The sequence below is a fragment of the Actinomycetota bacterium genome, from assembly GCA_030776725.1.
Lineage (GTDB): Bacteria > Actinomycetota > Nitriliruptoria > Nitriliruptorales > JAHWKO01 > JAHWKW01.
Genome location: JALYHG010000076.1, coordinates 1 through 14,440, shown reverse-complemented (window position 1 = coordinate 14,440; position 14,440 = coordinate 1). Strand labels below are relative to the sequence as shown.

Annotated in this window: 12 protein-coding genes; 5 read left to right on the top strand and 7 right to left on the bottom strand. The window is 70.8% G+C overall.

The window, feature by feature from the left end; translation table 11 throughout:
- Positions 1 to 58 precede the first annotated feature (58 nt).
- Positions 59 to 2,371 carry a polysaccharide biosynthesis tyrosine autokinase gene (locus M3N57_03575; GenBank protein ID MDP9021777.1) on the bottom strand — a complete coding sequence of 771 codons (2,313 nt, stop codon included), beginning with the start codon at positions 2,369 to 2,371 and terminating at the stop codon, positions 59 to 61.
- A gap of 209 nt (positions 2,372 to 2,580) precedes the next feature.
- Here M3N57_03575 and M3N57_03570 point away from each other — a divergent pair, with 209 nt between their 5' ends.
- Together M3N57_03570 and M3N57_03565 are read left to right on the top strand one after the other, a co-directional pair.
- Positions 2,581 to 4,224: a cell wall-binding repeat-containing protein gene (locus M3N57_03570; GenBank protein MDP9021776.1), complete on the top strand. Its 1,644-nt coding sequence runs from the start codon at positions 2,581 to 2,583 to the stop codon at positions 4,222 to 4,224.
- A complete protein-coding gene (locus M3N57_03565) occupies positions 4,221 to 4,850 on the top strand; it encodes a hypothetical protein (GenBank protein MDP9021775.1) in 630 nt (209 codons plus the stop codon). The genes M3N57_03570 and M3N57_03565 overlap by 4 nt, the downstream gene beginning before the upstream one ends.
- A 100-nt stretch (positions 4,851 to 4,950) precedes the next feature.
- On the opposite strand, the gene grdA is transcribed toward M3N57_03565, so the two are convergent.
- The 5 genes from grdA to M3N57_03540 form a co-directional block, all read right to left on the bottom strand.
- Positions 4,951 to 5,409 carry a glycine/sarcosine/betaine reductase complex selenoprotein A gene (gene grdA / locus M3N57_03560; GenBank protein ID MDP9021774.1) on the bottom strand — a complete coding sequence of 153 codons (459 nt, stop codon included), beginning with the start codon at positions 5,407 to 5,409 and terminating at the stop codon, positions 4,951 to 4,953.
- A 75-nt stretch (positions 5,410 to 5,484) separates the two neighbouring features.
- Positions 5,485 to 5,817 carry a thioredoxin family protein gene (locus M3N57_03555; GenBank protein ID MDP9021773.1) on the bottom strand — a complete coding sequence of 111 codons (333 nt, stop codon included), beginning with the start codon at positions 5,815 to 5,817 and terminating at the stop codon, positions 5,485 to 5,487.
- A 2-nt stretch (positions 5,818 to 5,819) separates the two neighbouring features.
- Entirely contained in the window at positions 5,820 to 7,256 is a 1,437-nt protein-coding gene (gene grdC / locus M3N57_03550) for a glycine/sarcosine/betaine reductase complex component C subunit beta (GenBank protein MDP9021772.1), read from the bottom strand.
- Positions 7,249 to 8,577 (bottom strand): glycine/betaine/sarcosine/D-proline family reductase selenoprotein B, encoded by a 1,329-nt coding sequence (locus tag M3N57_03545; protein ID MDP9021771.1) that lies wholly within the window; start codon positions 8,575 to 8,577, stop codon positions 7,249 to 7,251. The genes grdC and M3N57_03545 overlap by 8 nt, the downstream gene beginning before the upstream one ends.
- Positions 8,577 to 9,827 (bottom strand): glycine/sarcosine/betaine reductase component B subunit, encoded by a 1,251-nt coding sequence (locus tag M3N57_03540; GenBank protein ID MDP9021770.1) that lies wholly within the window; start codon positions 9,825 to 9,827, stop codon positions 8,577 to 8,579. Before M3N57_03540 ends, M3N57_03545 begins: the two co-directional genes overlap by 1 nt.
- Before the next feature lie 258 nt (positions 9,828 to 10,085).
- Between M3N57_03540 and M3N57_03535 the strand changes: the two genes are divergently transcribed.
- Both M3N57_03535 and M3N57_03530 read left to right on the top strand, forming a co-directional pair.
- Positions 10,086 to 11,210, top strand: coding sequence for a response regulator (locus M3N57_03535; protein ID MDP9021769.1), 1,125 nt, complete (start codon positions 10,086 to 10,088; stop codon positions 11,208 to 11,210).
- On the top strand, positions 11,207 to 12,397 hold the full coding sequence (locus tag M3N57_03530) for an EAL domain-containing protein (GenBank protein MDP9021768.1): 1,191 nt from the start codon (positions 11,207 to 11,209) through the stop codon (positions 12,395 to 12,397). Before M3N57_03535 ends, M3N57_03530 begins: the two co-directional genes overlap by 4 nt.
- On the opposite strand, the gene M3N57_03525 is transcribed toward M3N57_03530, so the two are convergent.
- The gene (locus M3N57_03525; GenBank protein ID MDP9021767.1) at positions 12,394 to 13,038 is read right to left on the bottom strand and encodes a response regulator transcription factor; all 645 of its coding nucleotides are present in this window, start codon (positions 13,036 to 13,038) and stop codon (positions 12,394 to 12,396) included. The genes M3N57_03530 and M3N57_03525 overlap by 4 nt on opposite strands.
- A 205-nt stretch (positions 13,039 to 13,243) precedes the next feature.
- On the opposite strand from M3N57_03525, the gene M3N57_03520 reads away from it, so the two are divergent.
- The coding region (locus M3N57_03520; protein MDP9021766.1) for a hypothetical protein at positions 13,244 to 14,440 on the top strand (1,197 nt) is incomplete at its 3' end.

Here is a 14,440-nt window from a genome sequence, read left to right as displayed (position 1 = left end):
ACTCTACACATCAGCAGTCACACGAGTCCAGCGCATCGTTCACCGCAACGCCCGGCCGTTAGTCGGTGTTGGCCCCCGGCGGGTGTCCGAGGTGGCTTTCGCCTCCGCCCGGACGGTCGAACAGCGTCGAGGTGTCGGTGGCACGGTCGCTCGTGGACTCTCGCCGCCGAGGCTCGCGGCCGTGCCGTGCAGGTGACCCAACCGGGCCGTTGGCATCGTTGGCGTGCCAGGCGGGACCTGGCGGCTGACCGTTCCCCGCGGGCGGCTTGACGCCAGCCCCACCAGGCCCGGCCGGCCGGTCGACGCCGTGGTGGGCATCCGCAGCGCCCGCCACACCGGCGGACTGACCTGGCTCCGGCGCTTCGGACGACCGGCTTGCCCAATCGAGACGTCGAGCCGCCGCCGAGGTCTGGGCCTCGTCGCCGCGACGCCCCACCACGGCCGTGACCGCATGCTGCGCATCGGGCTGGGCATCGGGCACCGCAGCCGGCCGGGGCTCCGCCTGGTCTCGTTCCCCGTCCGGCGCTGGCGGCGTCACCGCCGGCTCCGGCCGCGCGGGTGACGTCTCGTCGCGGTCGGGGCGCGCGGGGAACGGCCGATCGCCTCCCGTTGGCGGTGCTGGCCGAGGATGCTGCGCGGACGAGCGACTGGCCGGTTCTTCGGAGCGACCGCCCGGCCGTGGCGGCGCCGGCGGACGGGCGGTGGTGAGGTCGTCGTGGGCCGGCCGGTAGTCCCCGTAGCCGTAGCCGTAGTAGTACCCGGGCTGGGCGGTGTCGATGTCGTTCAGGACGGTGCCGGCGACGGGCGTGCCGATGCTCTCGAGGCGCTCCACGGCGGCGCGGACGGCGCGTTGGTGCGAGCGGCGAGCGTTGACCACGAGCAGCGTCTGGGTCACCCCGGGGGTCAGTTCCAGTGCGTCGGCGATGGCCAGCACCGGCGGCGTGTCGTAGATCACCAGCTCGGCCAGCTCCGTCAGCTGGTGGCGCAGGGCGACCATCGCCGGGGACGCCAGCAGCTCGGCGGGGTTGGGTGGGATGTTCCCCGCCGGGATCAGCCTCAGGTTGGGCACCCCGACGTCGACGATCACGTCGCGCAGCTCCACCTCGCCGACCAGCAGGTCGGACAGTCCCGGGACACCGTCGACGCCGAGCATCCTGTGCACGTTGGGACGGCGCAGGTCGGCGTCGACGAGCAGGACACGCGCGCCAGCCCGGGCAGCCGCGACCGCGAGGTTGGCCGCGGTCGTCGTTTTGCCTTCCTGAGCGGCTGGGCTGGTCACCGCGAGCGACCGCCCGACCGCCGCTCGGTCGGGGCCTGCCGGCGCCCCGCCCAGAACGAACCGGACGTTGGTGCGCAACGTGCGGTACGCCTCGGCTGCTGCCGACCACGGATCGAGGAGCGAGATCAACCGACCACGCTGCTCGGCCTCCGGGACGTGCGGGACACGGCCCAGCACCGGCCGACCGGAGGCGCGGACGGCATCCTCCTCCGAGCGGATCGCGTCATCGAGGTGATCGCGGAGGAACGCCGCCCCCGTCCCGAGCATCAACCCCAGCACGACCGCCAGGATCCCGGTGCGGACCGGCTTCGGAGAGCTCGGCGACTGCGGGACGGCGGCCGGGACGATGACGCGACCTCCGCCGCGGACGAACTCGTCGGTGGCTTCGAACGTCGTGGCTTGAGCGGTCACCTGTCCCAGCTGCGTGAGCAGGCTGTCGCGCTCCCGGCGGAGCACCTCGACATCGCTGGCGTCGGTCGGAGACGCGGTCGGCCCCGGTGTCGCGTCGCCACGGGCCTCGCGGGCCGAGCTCGCCTCTGCCGCGGCGATCCGGTCGCCGAGCTCGTCGATGCGCTCGCGCAGACCCTCGGCGCGTTCCTCCAGGGCCGCGGTCGCGGCCAGGACGCGCTGGAGGCCGTTCTCACGGCGATCCTCGAGGTAGGCGTCGGCGAACGCCTGCGCGATCTCGGCGGCCGCCTCCGGATCGGTGTGGCTGGCGGTGATCTCCAGGATCTGCGTCTCGGTGAGCAGGTTGACCCGCAGGTGCTCCAGCAGCTCCTCGGGCGTCGTATCCAGGCCGAGCTCTTCGACGACGCGCCCGGCCACCGGGGTGCTGCTGACGAGCTTGCGCTGGGTCTCCAGCTCCGTCTTGCCGAACAAGGCCTGCTCCAGGGCGGACTGCTCGGCCGCGCCCAGCGGCTCGACCACGAGCTCCACGGTGGACTCGTACACCGGGGTCTGCAGCAACGTCACGGCCATGGCGGCGATCACCACGATCCCCACGGTGGCGGCGATCAGCACCTTCTGGCGGCGCACGACAGCGAGGTAGTCGCGCAGATCCAGGGTGTCAGGTTCCAGCTCTTGGACAGGCATCGATCCCCCGCGCGCTTCCGACGGCGGCCGATCGTAGCCTCCGGTCCCCGGGTGGGGCGACCTGCTCGCGCCGCGCCGCGCGCCGGTCGGTGGCGCGGTGATCACGGACGGCGAACGCGAACCGTCCGAGATGTGGGCTTTACTCGGGTCGGCGGCCTGTCTATGGTCCGCGCCTCACGCGTACGGGCGCGTCGAACGAGGGGTGGGGCATGGTGGCAGCTCGGCACGGCTCGGGACGGGTCGCTGCACTGGTCGCGGCGCTGGCCCTGGCGGTCTCCGGGCTCGCCGCCGCGCCCGCCGGGGCGGCCGACGCTGACCCGGTCGCTGACCGTGTCGCGCTCACCCGAGCAGCGTCGACCGCGACCGCCAGCGGGATCGCGGCGATGCAGGCCCAGCAACTCCAGCCCCCGCTGGACCAGCCGGGGACCTCCGAATGCTTCGCTGACGCCGCCGGTGACACGAGGCGGATGACGACCGGGGGGTCACCCACCGACCCGACCGCGACGCCAGAGGACAAGCCGCAAGCCGACATCACCCGCTCCTGCGTCAACTTCGGCCCGTCGCTGAGCCTCACGGTCACCACCAGGCAGCCGACCAACCCGCTTGCCGACCCCAACTGGCGGAAGGCGACGTTCGTCGGCTGGTTCCTCGACACCAACAACGACGGTGACGGCGACTTCTTCGTCGACTACAGCCTCGACACCGACGCGAAGCTGACGGCGATCGTGTACGACGTCCGCGGTGACCAGCCGGTCGAGACCTGCGCTGTGACGGCGGCGTTCACCGACCGCTACGCGGTGAGCGACGTCCGCCGCGCCTGCATCGGCGACGCTGGATCGGTCCGGGCCAGCGTCGCGGTCTTCTACGACGAGGACATCGACGACGACATCGTGCACACCGACGTCGCGCCCGACGCCGGGGCGTTCAGCGCGCCCGTCGCCACGCAGGCCCGCGCGGAGGGCCGTCTCGGCGGTCTGGAACGCATGGAGACCTCGGTCAGGATCTCGCAGGCGCGTTTCCCCGACCCGGCGGACGCCAGCCACGTCTACCTCGCCCGCCAGGACCTGTTCGCCGACGCCGTGGCCGGAGGCGTGCTCACCCGCGGCCCGATCCTGCTGGTGCCCAGCTGCGGCGACGTCCTGCAGGTCACCCGCGACGAGATCAACCGGGTGAACCCCACCACCGTGTACGCGCTGGGCGGCCCGGAGGCGATCTGCGACGCGACGCTGCAGCAGGCGGCCGGGGGGCGGCCCACCGCCAGGATCGCCGGCACCGGCCGGGTCGAGACCGCCGTCGAGATCTCCAGGTTCCAGTTCCCCAACCCCGCCGACGTCACCGACGTCTACCTGGCCCGCGCCGACCTGTTCGTCGACGCGGTGGTGGGCGGCATCCTCACCCGGGGGCCGATCCTGCTGGTCGGCTCGTGCGAACCGGTCCCCACCGCGGTCCGCAACGAGATCAACCGCGCCCAACCGCAGCAGGTCGTCGCGCTCGGCGGCACGCAAGCGGTGTGCGAACAGGTGCTGCGCGACGCCGCCGGTGAGCGGCCGACGCTCCGCCTGGGCGGCGTCGGCCGGGCTCAGACGGCGATCCAGATCAGCCGGTACCAGTTCCCCGGCACCGCCCCCACCGCCTACATCACCCGAGCCGACCTGTTCGCCGACGCGGTGGTGGGCGGCATCCTGATCGACGGTCCGATCCTGCTGGTGCCCAACTGCATCACGCCGCCGGACCAGCCGTTCCCGGGTGACGTGCGGGCGGAGATCAGCCGGCTGTCGCCGAGCAGGGTGGTCGCGCTCGGCGGCGTCAAAGCCGTGTGCGAAGCGGTCCTGGACGCGGCGAGGGCAGCGTGAAGACGCGGACGACGAACGGGGCGAAGATGAAGCGGACGTCGATCGTCGCAGCGCTGGCAGCAGCCGTGTCCCTGGTCCTGCCTGGTCTCGCGGCGGCGCAGGCGGTGTACCCCCCGGGGCCGTCCCGGCCGGTGAAGATCATCGTCACCACACCGGGTGCCACGATCACGATCACGGGGTCGAACTGGGGGCCGGGCACGACCGTCACGTTCATCAAGCGTCCGCCTCCGGCGCGGACGCAAGCGGCAGGGACCACGTCCGGCACAGGCACCATCGGGGCGACGGCTCCGGGGGATGGTGGGTCCGTGCCGGCGACGACCGCGTCGTCGGACACCGCGTCCGACCAGGCGGTCCTCGGCACCACGACCGTGGAACCCGACGGCACCTACGAGGCGACCCTGACCGTCCCTGAGGACGCGGTAGGCAACGTGGACGTGGTGGCAACCGGAACCGACGGTCGCGGCCACGACCGCACCGAGACGACGGTCCTGGCGGTCGATGAGGCTGTTGCCGTCACCCCCGCGCCCCGCGGACCGGCGGTCTGGCAGTTGCTGCTGGTTGGGTTGGTCACAGTGACCGTGGGCGGTGGCGGAGTGGCCGTGCGACGCCGCCGCCACGCCAGCTGAACCGCCACCGCGACGCACGACCGCGGGCTGGATCCGATCGCGACGAGCAGCGGGGCGGGATCAGATCCCGCCCCGCTCGCCGTCTGAACCGGTCAGCCGGTCAGCCGGCCTCCTCACGCATCGCCGCCACCGCCTCGCTGAGCGCCTCGGGGTCGAGCGCCTCGGCCATCAGGCCGATGTGCTCCTCCCACGCCTCGTCGGGGATGGCGTTCTTCACCTCGTCCTCCAGGACGTGGTACACGGTGAGACCCAACTGGGCCTCGGCCAGAGGACCTGCGTAGCTGGGATCGCCGAGAACGACGGTCTCGGCAGCGATCTCGGCGCTCTCGGGGTCAGGCGCCCCGAGGATGACGAGCAGGTTGTCGGTGCCGTGCTCGTCCGCCAGGTTCTTGATCGCTTCCTGGCTGTCCAGGTCCATGGCCCCCGCCGCCGTTCAGACGAAGCACTCGGTGGCCGTGAACACCACGTCGCCTCCGGCCTCCTTCACACACGCTTCGATGGCGGGGCCGGCGACGCCGTCGCGTTCACCGATCACGATCACTTGTTTCCCGTCGAACATGTTCCCTCCTTGACGTCCGTTGGTCCTCTACCGTGTTCGGCTTAGGACAGTTGCTCTCAGGTCACTTGCTTGCTCTCAGGTCACTTGCTCTAGCTCCTCGTTCAGCCACTCCTTGAAGCGCGGCGGCCCCAGGTCCGGGTCGGAGATCCGTGAGATCTCCTCGCCGTCTTGGAACAGGAGGAAGGTCGGCAGGCCCATCACCTGGTGATCCATGCACCACCGCCGGTTGTCGTCCGCCTTGACCTTCGCGACCTTCAGGTCGTCGCGCTCCTCGGCGATCTCCTCCACGTGGGGCTCGAGCTGCAGACACGGCTGACAGTCCGGACCCCACACGTCCACCAGGACCAGTCCATCGGACACGATCTCGTCGAAGTTGTCGCTGTTGGCCTCGATCACTGCCTCAGCCACGTCTAGCTCCTTCCTGGGTTGCGTTCCAGAAGCACGCTCATGCCGTCCGAGCTCTGGCTCATCCGGCCGAGGAACAGGCTGCCCTTGGCCATCAGCAGCACCCGCTCGGCGTCACCGTCGGTCAGCCGGGGTAACGCGTGTGGCACGTAGCACAGGGCCGAGGCGAGGTGGCCCTGGCTCGGGGCGAAGCCGGGCATGCCGCGCTGAGCGACGAACTCGTCGATCTGGTCGCGGTCGATCTCGCCGCGGCGGGACGCCAGCGCCCCCAGCGTGCGGTAGTTGCGGGTGGCGACGTCTCCAGACCCTTGTGGCTCCATGATCTCGGGGTTGTGCAGCTCGGTGCCGTAGTCGTCGACGTCGAGCATGTTCAAGCCGGCCGCCTCGAGGGGACCGATCGCGAGGTCCTGCAGAATCTGGGGGTTGGAACCGCCCGAGCTGACGCGGTGGCGACCGACGGCGTCGAGGCGGATCCGCGGGGACGCGTCGTCGTCGGCCTCGACCAGGACGGCGGTGCCGCCGATGACGTCCTCGAGGACCGGCAGGTCGTTCTTCAAGCCGCCCTGGAACTTCATCCCGAGCTTGGCCTGCGACCCGCCCGCGATGATCGCCACCCGGCGGAACACCCCCGCCACGACCAGGCTGGCAGCCACGACCAGCGCCGGCATCGGTGCGGCGCAGAAGTTCTTCACGTCGAACCCCGACGCATCGGTCAGCCCCGCGACACCGGCGATCGCCTTGGCCATGTTCCCGCCGCCGCGCTGGTAGCGGTCGCCCACCGCCTCCTCCGAGCAGGTCAGCGTGTACTCGATCGAGGCCGGGTCGATGTCGTGGTCGTCGAGCAGGTGCAGCAACGCCAGCGTCCCGGTCGCCTTGACCGTGAGGTTCTCCAGGAGGACGGGCGCTGCCAGGGAGTCGTCAACGTCGTGCGCGCGGCGGATCGCGGCGACGACCCGGTCACCTTCAACGTGCAAGGCGACAGCGCCGTCCTTGTCGACGGCGGCGTCCAGATCGCCGGCGGCGTCCGTGATCCTGTCCAGATCGATGCTCTTGGCCAGCGGATGCTCGCCCAGCTTCGCGGCGGTCTGCTCGGCGAAGTCCGGGTCGAGCGTGAGCAGGTCGAACTCGTCGACGGCAGCCATCAGCCCGATGAACTCGTCCTCGGGCATCAGCTCACCGCGGGGAGCGAACCGTCCCGCGTCCTCGTCGGGGTTGCTCACCCACGGACGCTCGGGCAGCTCCCGAGGGTGCAGAGACCCCAGGTAGGCGTGGTGGGGCCGATACGCGACGGCCTCCTCGAAGGTACGCAGGCTGGCGAAGAACTTCTCGCGCAGCTCCTCGTCCTTGGGCAGCTCCCGCCGCGGTTTGGACCCGTGGCGGACCAGCCCGGGGGTGTGCGCCAGCACGGTGGCGGCCGCAGAGATGACGGCTGCATCACTCATCGTCGTTGCCTTCCTCGCCGTCCATGGAGAACACGGTCGGGCGTTTCACTGGCGTCGAGACGGCTTCGAGTGCCCGCTCGAGCACCCGCCGCCGGAACGCCCGTTCCTCGTCGGGCCCCAGTTCTGGGTCACCGACCGGGTGAGGGATCGCACGCCCCGGCACGATCCTCGGAGCACCGACCTTCTCAGCGATCGAGACCAGGTTGGTGATGACCGCAGTCGGGATACCCGACCGCTCCAGTTCCTTCGCGAGCGTTGTCCCGCAACGCGTGCCGGTCCCTCAGGTTGCGGTCAGGATCGCCGCTTGCACGTTGGCCTGGTGCAGCTCGGAGGCCCACTCCACCCCGAAGCTACGGGCGGTCGCGACCGGCGTGCCGTTCCCGATCGTCACCAGGTACTGGTCGTGCAGCTTCCCGATCACCCCGTCGCGCTCGAGCTCGCGGGCCATGTCCACCGGCAGGATCCGGTTGGGGTCCTCGTCGGCTGCGACCGTCGAGAAGCCACCGTCGACCGACTCGTACTCACCCGACTCCAGGGAATCCGTCCCGTCGAGGGGGTAGCGCAGCCACTTGTTCGCCCGCGACGACGGCAGGCCGTCGGGGTTGCCTGCGGGGACGACCCCTCCTTCGGTGACCAGCGCCAGGGTCACCTCGGACAGATCCTCGACGGGCCCGGCAGGGGTCACCATGTCGAACCGGGGCGCCGGGATCTCGGTGGCGTCCTCCTCGCCGGACAGCCGGCGCAGCAGGAGGTCCATCGCACGTTCCGCGCCCCGCTCCTCGACGACCGTGTTCTGCCGCGCGACCCGACCGACCCGGCCGTCGTCGGACGTGATCGTCTCGTCCGCGGCGAGCTTCTTCACGGCCGGAGCGAGTTGCTCGAGTGAGTCGCGCATGTCGCGCGACGTGCTGCCGCTGGCGATCACCGGTGCCGGTGCGGCTTCGTCCACACCCGGGTTGTCCTCGTGCATGGCGGTGATCGCGGGCAGGCCTGCCTCCGTCGCGGCGGCGGCCAGGCGGGCGCAGGCGAAGCCGTAGCGTCCGCTCCCGAACGCCGGACCGGCCACGAGCAGGTCGCCGTCGGTTCCCTGGGCCAGTTCCAGGATCTCGTCGATCGCGGTCTCTTCCTGGGTCGCGTAGTCGTCGCCGCAGACGACCGTCGCGACGATCTCGAAGTCATCGCCGAGCAGCTTGGCGAGGAGGTTGCCCGGGCCAACCGGCCCGTCACGCACCTCCGGGGGCGTGTCGGCGACCTCTTCGCGGCCCACGCCCGCGTAGAACTGGTTGATGTAGTGGACGATGCGGGTCGGTTCGTCAGCCATCACGCAGCCTCCCGGCAGGTCAGGCGCCCCCACCCCAACGGGTTCAGGGCGCACAGGATCACGGCGACGGGGACCTCCACCTCGGCGGTGGCGTCTGCGTCGGCGTCGTGGAGCCGGTCACCACCGAGCGCGCGCTCCACCGCCGGCAGCGACATCTGCTCGTCGTAGTTGCCCAGCGACACCATCGTGGCGTCGCTCCGCGGCGGGGAAACCACCGGCGTGCCCGTGCCCCCGGGGCCCGACATCTCCGCGAACAGGCCCGCGGTGGGGATGCCGTAGTCGGCCAGCGCGTCGATCTTCAGCGAAAGATCGTTATCGGCGTTCCCGCCGCCCTCCTTGGTGATCACCACGGCCTCGAACCCGGCGACCCGGCACAGGTCAGCCGCGCGGGCCGAGATGTGCTCCTTGGCGCCCTGCTGGACGGGCTCGGGTGACAGCACCAGCCCCGCGAACGCCAGGTCGTCGCCGTGGCGGCGGCGCAGTGCCGCCACCACCGGGTTGTTGGCGTGCATGTAGCTCGGGTTGCGCAGCGCCGGATGGCCGTACTGGCCGCTGACCACGATGCCGTCGTCGAGCTCGTCGGGATCGACCAGCGTGGGCAGGCAGTTCGCGAGCGTCTTGCCGTAGACGAACACGTCCTTGAAGGAGCCCTGGGTCTGCAGGTTGATGATCGCCCCGACCCGCGGCAGGTCACCGACCGGTCCCGGAGCGGGCGGCTCTTCGACCGTGTCGGGTTCCGCTTCCAGCGCCGCGTCACCCAGATGAGCCGCCAGGCGGAGCAACCCCCGGCGGATCGCGTCATCGACCGCCTCCCAGCTGGCGTCGTCGGCCTTATCGAACTCCACGACGATGTTGTGCGTCGAGCCGAACGGGGACAGGTCGGACGCCGGCCCCGACATGTCGATCAGGCCCTCCTCGAGCCGCGGGAGGAAGCCGGCGGCGAGGACGGCGGCGCCACGAAGGACGTGGGTCTCCTCGCCGCGGGGCTGGTCGACGTCCGCGAGCCACCCCGGGTAGATCCCGCCACCACCGGGTCCCTTGCTCCGCGGTTCGACGACGTCGAGGGGCTTGACGATCCGGACGCTCTCGCCCGGCGACGCCACCGACACGCGCACCTGACTCAGGGCCGGGTTGGCCATGATCTCTTCCGCGTCGTCCCGAGACACGGTCAAGCGGCCGTCGCTGTAACTGGTCGCGTCCCCGAGCTCCACCTCGCGGACGTTGTGGACCATCCGCCTCAGTCCCGCCACTGGCTCCTCCGGTCCTCGCAAGCTCCGCTGAAGGTTCGATCGTTCGCCTCCACCGTAACGCGACAACGTCATGGGGGACCGGCCGTGTCCTCCGGTCATCCGTCCGGAGCCGTGCTGACCCCGCGACCGCGGTCCCCGATGTCCCAGGTAGACTTATTTCCGACATTATCGGTAAAGGCGACGACGGGAGCTGCCGATGGGCCCTAGTGGCCAGGGGAGGACCCCGTGGCGGGACGTTCACACGGGACAGACACCATCATGAACACCGTCTTGATCGTCGACGACAGCGCCAGGGACCGCGCGTCCCTGGCCACGCTGCTGGGCCGTCACGGCGACCACCTGGTCTTGGAGGCCTCCAACGGGGCGGAAGGACTCGGTCTCGCTCGCGTGGAGCGCCCGCATCTGATCGTGACCGATGTGATCCTGCCCAAGATCCACGGCTACGAGCTGATCCGAGAGTTACGAGCAGACCGGGTCACCGCAGGGATCCCCATCGTGGTCTATGCCGCTGACGACGTCACGGCAGAGACACGCGACCTCGTGGCGGGCTACGGCGTCACGAGCTTCATCGGCAAGCCAGCCGAGGAACGCACGGTCCTCGCCAGCGTCGAAGCAGCGTTGGCCGAGCCGCGTCCCACGGCCTGCCCGTCCGACCCATCGATCGACCGGCAGCAGGTGAGGTTGCTGAGCGAGAAGCTGCTCGAGCGGGTGCGCGAGCTCGAGCTCGCCAACCTCCACCAGGAGACGCTGCTGACCTCGACGTTGCGTGTCCAGGATGAGGAGCGCGAGCGGATCGCATGCGACATCCACGATGATTCCATCCAGGCGATGACAGCCGCTGCTATGCGTCTCGGAGCCCTCGAACGGCACCTGAACGGTCCTGAAGGTCGCGAACGGTTGAAGGCTGTCGAAGGCACGGTCCGCGAAGCGATCGGACGGCTCCGCCACCTGCTGTTCCAGCTGCGACCGCCGGAGCTCGACGAGCATGGGATCGCCACCGCGCTGGACAGCTACCTGGCCCACGTGGCCGATGACGTCGGCTACCGCTACGAACTCGTGAACCTCCTCCGGAGCGAACCGAGGAGCGAGGTCCGACTCACCCTTTACCGGGTCGCTCAGGAGGCCCTGTTCAACGTCGCCAAGCACGCTGGCGCGTCGCGCGTCCACGTCTCGCTGACCGAACGCGACCATGGCTACGCCATCCGGATCGGAGACGACGGCGTGGGTTTCGATGTCGCAGCGCAGGAAGGGTCGCGTCCCGGGCACCTCGGTCTGTCGTCGATCCGCCACCGGACGGAACTCGCGGGCGGGACCTGCCGCATCGAGAGCCGCCCGGGGGCGGGGACCACCGTCGATGTCTGGATCCCGGGGACGGCTGTGTGACGGCGTCACGGACCAGGATCCTCGTCGCGGATGACCAGGTCTCGGTCCGAGCGGCGCTGCTTGAGCTGCTCTTCGACGACGGCGGCTTCGAGGTGGTGGCCGCCGTCGGGGACGCGGACGCTGCGGTTGCCGCTGCGCGCGACGAGCAGCCCGACGTGGCCGTCCTCGACGTCAAGATGCCTGGCTCAGGCGTGGCAGCGGCCGGCGGGATCCGGGCGGTCTCGCCTGGCACGCGGATGGTTGCGTTCTCGGCGCACCAGGACCGCCTCTCGATCGTGGAGATGCTCCGTGCCGGGGTGGTGGGGTACCTGGTCAAGGGGGCATCCAACGATGAGATCCTCGCCGGTCTGCGCCGCGCGGCCGAGGGGCTGATCATCCTTCCGCACCAGGTCGCTGCGCAGTTCATGGGCGAGTTCACCGCCCACCTGGAACAGAACCACCGTGCCAGCCGGCAACGGCGGGAGAGGGAGCAGCGGATCCGGGAGATCCTGATCAGCCGGAGGGTGGAGTTGGCTTTCCAACCGATCTTCGACTTCGGAGCGCGGACCGTGGCCGGATACGAGGCGTTCGCCCGCTTCCCTCAGGAACCGCGACGCGGACCAGCCGCCTGGTTCGCCGAGGCACGCTCCGTCGGGCTCCAACTGGACTTGGAGCTCCTCGCCGCCCGAGTGGCTCTCGCTGCCCAACCGAGGCTGCCGGGCGGGACGTTCCTCGCCGTGAACGCCTCACCGAGTACCGCCGCCAACGAAGACTTCCACGCAGCTGTCCTTGGCGCCACGCCGCAGCGCACGGTCGTGGAGATCACCGAGCGGACCCGTGTGTTCGACCAGGACCGTCTCAACCGTGAGCTCGAGCCGTTGCGATCCGTGGGCGTCCGGGTCGCGCTCGACGACGCGGGAGCGGGGTTCGCGAGCCTCCGCCACCTGGTCCAGCTGGCACCCGACATGATCAAGCTCGACGTCGCGCTGACGCGGGAGGTTCACACCGACCGGGCCCGCCGGGCCTTGGCGCGCGCGATCGTCTCGTTCGCGGCGGAGACGGACGCATCGATCGTTGCGGAGGGGATCGAGCTGGATGCCCAGCTGCGGACCTTGCACGACCTGGGGGTGGGCTACGGCCAGGGCAACCTGCTGGCCTCCCCGGCCGTGCTCGATGAGCTTCTCGCCGCTGGCCCGAGCATGCCTTAGGTGCCGGGGGGGTGAATGATGCCCTCTCGGACGGCGGTGGCCACCGCCTCCAGCTTCGAGTGGGCCTCGAGCTTCCTGAGGGTGCTCTGGATGTGGTTGCGGACCGTGCTCACGCTGACGAAGAGCTGTTCGGCGATGTCCCGTGTCGACCACCCCGACGCCACCAGCCGCAGGACCTCCAGTTCTCGTGGGCTCAGGGCCGCCGGACCGCGGCGGGTGGTCTGCAGCCGCGGAAGCAGCCTGGCCAGCAGTGACGGGGGGATCGTGGCCTGTCCGGCGTGGGCGGCCCGGACGGCCGTCACGACGTCCTCGGCCGCCATGTCCTTGGTGACGTAGCCGGAGCAGCCGGCCTCGACCGCAGCGGCCAGGACGCTGTCGTGGGCCGAGGCGGTGACCATGACGACCGACGTACCCGGCAGGTCCCGTCTGATGTGGGCGGCGGCGTCGGCGCCGTCCCCGTCGGGTAGGCGGTAGTCCATCAGCACGACGTCGGGTCGGTGACGGATCGCCGCGACGCGCGCCTCCGCCACCGTCCGAACGTGTCCGACGACCTCGATGTCGTCCTCGGCCCCCAGGACCTCGGTCATGCCCTGGGCGACCATCACGTGGTCCTCGACGATCATCACCCGGATCATGCCCATCGGTCCGGATCGTACCGTTCACGGCATCCGCCGGGCCGATCACGCGCGAACGCGTGTGCTCCTCCCCCGCCCGGGAGCAGCGCGCGCCCCCGGTCTACCTCGGGCTAGTCCAACTTGCCTAGTCCCCAGTTGAGCAACGTGCGTCTGCCAGGGCGCGCCGCCCACGACGACGTCTCCGGTCGTCAGCCCACGACCGGAGAGATCGATGCAAACCACAACCGTCCCCACAACCGTCCGCACCGACAGCACCCCTCGCACGAAGCTGATCCGTCGTCTCGGCCGCAGCGTCATCGTCGCGGCCGCGACGTCCAGCACCATCGCCGTCGCCGCTGTGCCCGCGCTGGCGGCACCGACGCTCGACCGCTGGACACCGCCCGCGCGCACGCACAACGCCGAGTTCGTCACCACCGACGTCCCCTGGTCCGACGGGGTCGTCACCACAGCGGTGATCCCGGCCGAACAGCTGCCGCTGAGCATGGTGGTCGAGAGCGAGGTCGCCGATCGCCTCGGCCTCGACCGGATCCGTCAGGGCATCGAAGGCTGGAACGGCATCCCCGGCTCGCGCTTCGGCGCACGCGTCGCCGGTGTTGTGAGCACCGGCGCGCGCAGCGCCCAGAACGACGGCGTGCACCGGATCTTCCTCGACGGCCGCTGCCAGGGCGACGAGTTGGCCTGGGGCTACCTCAACGGCATCCGCGCCGAGCGTCGGTACGGGACCACCGGCAGCTACACGGTCGACGGCGACATCGGGGTCTGCTCACGCCTGCTGAACAGCCCGGGCAAGACCGCGTCGACGCTCCGCCACGAGCTCGGTCACCTGCTGGGACTGGGCCACATCGACGCGTCGTGCCGGATCATGTCGGCCCGCCACGATTCGTGCGAGTCGATGACCGCAGCCGACCACAACGCTGTCCGCTACCTGTACTCGACCTTGCCGCGTGTGGCCGGCCCGACCCGCACCGAGACGGCAGCCCGCACGGTGTACGCCACCCGCCCCGGTGCCAACGCTGCCGCGACCGTCGTGTTGGCCGACGGCTTCGGTGGATCGGCCCTGCCGGTCGCCGCAGCGGCGTACGCGGGCGCCATCGACGCCCCGCTCCTGCTGGGCGACGCTAGCTGCACGGCCGGTTCCGTCGGGACGGAACTGCGACGCGTGGCGCGCCCAGGAGCGACTGTCGCGCTGGTCGGTGCGGCCGTGGCCGGCTGCTCGGCAGACGTGCGGTCCCAGGGGTACAAGCCGGTCGCGCTCGGGGATGTCACGGCGGTCGCCGACCAGCTGGCCGCCGCCCGCCGCTCCGACACGGTGTTCGTCGTCCGCGGTCCGATGGGGGACGGCAACCTGCCCGACGGTCTGACGGCCGCGGCCGCCGCCGGACGGCTCGGCGCACCGGTGCTGTTCGCC

Coding starts and splice junctions, on each gene's coding strand:
- M3N57_03525 (MDP9021767.1), bottom strand. CDS start 13,038: ATGGGCATGATCCGGGTGATGATCGTCGAGGACCACGTGATGGTCGCC.
- M3N57_03570 (MDP9021776.1), top strand. CDS start 2,581: ATGGTGGCAGCTCGGCACGGCTCGGGACGGGTCGCTGCACTGGTCGCG.
- M3N57_03575 (MDP9021777.1), bottom strand. CDS start 2,371: ATGCCTGTCCAAGAGCTGGAACCTGACACCCTGGATCTGCGCGACTAC.
- M3N57_03535 (MDP9021769.1), top strand. CDS start 10,086: ATGAACACCGTCTTGATCGTCGACGACAGCGCCAGGGACCGCGCGTCC.
- grdC (MDP9021772.1), bottom strand. CDS start 7,256: ATGAGTGATGCAGCCGTCATCTCTGCGGCCGCCACCGTGCTGGCGCAC.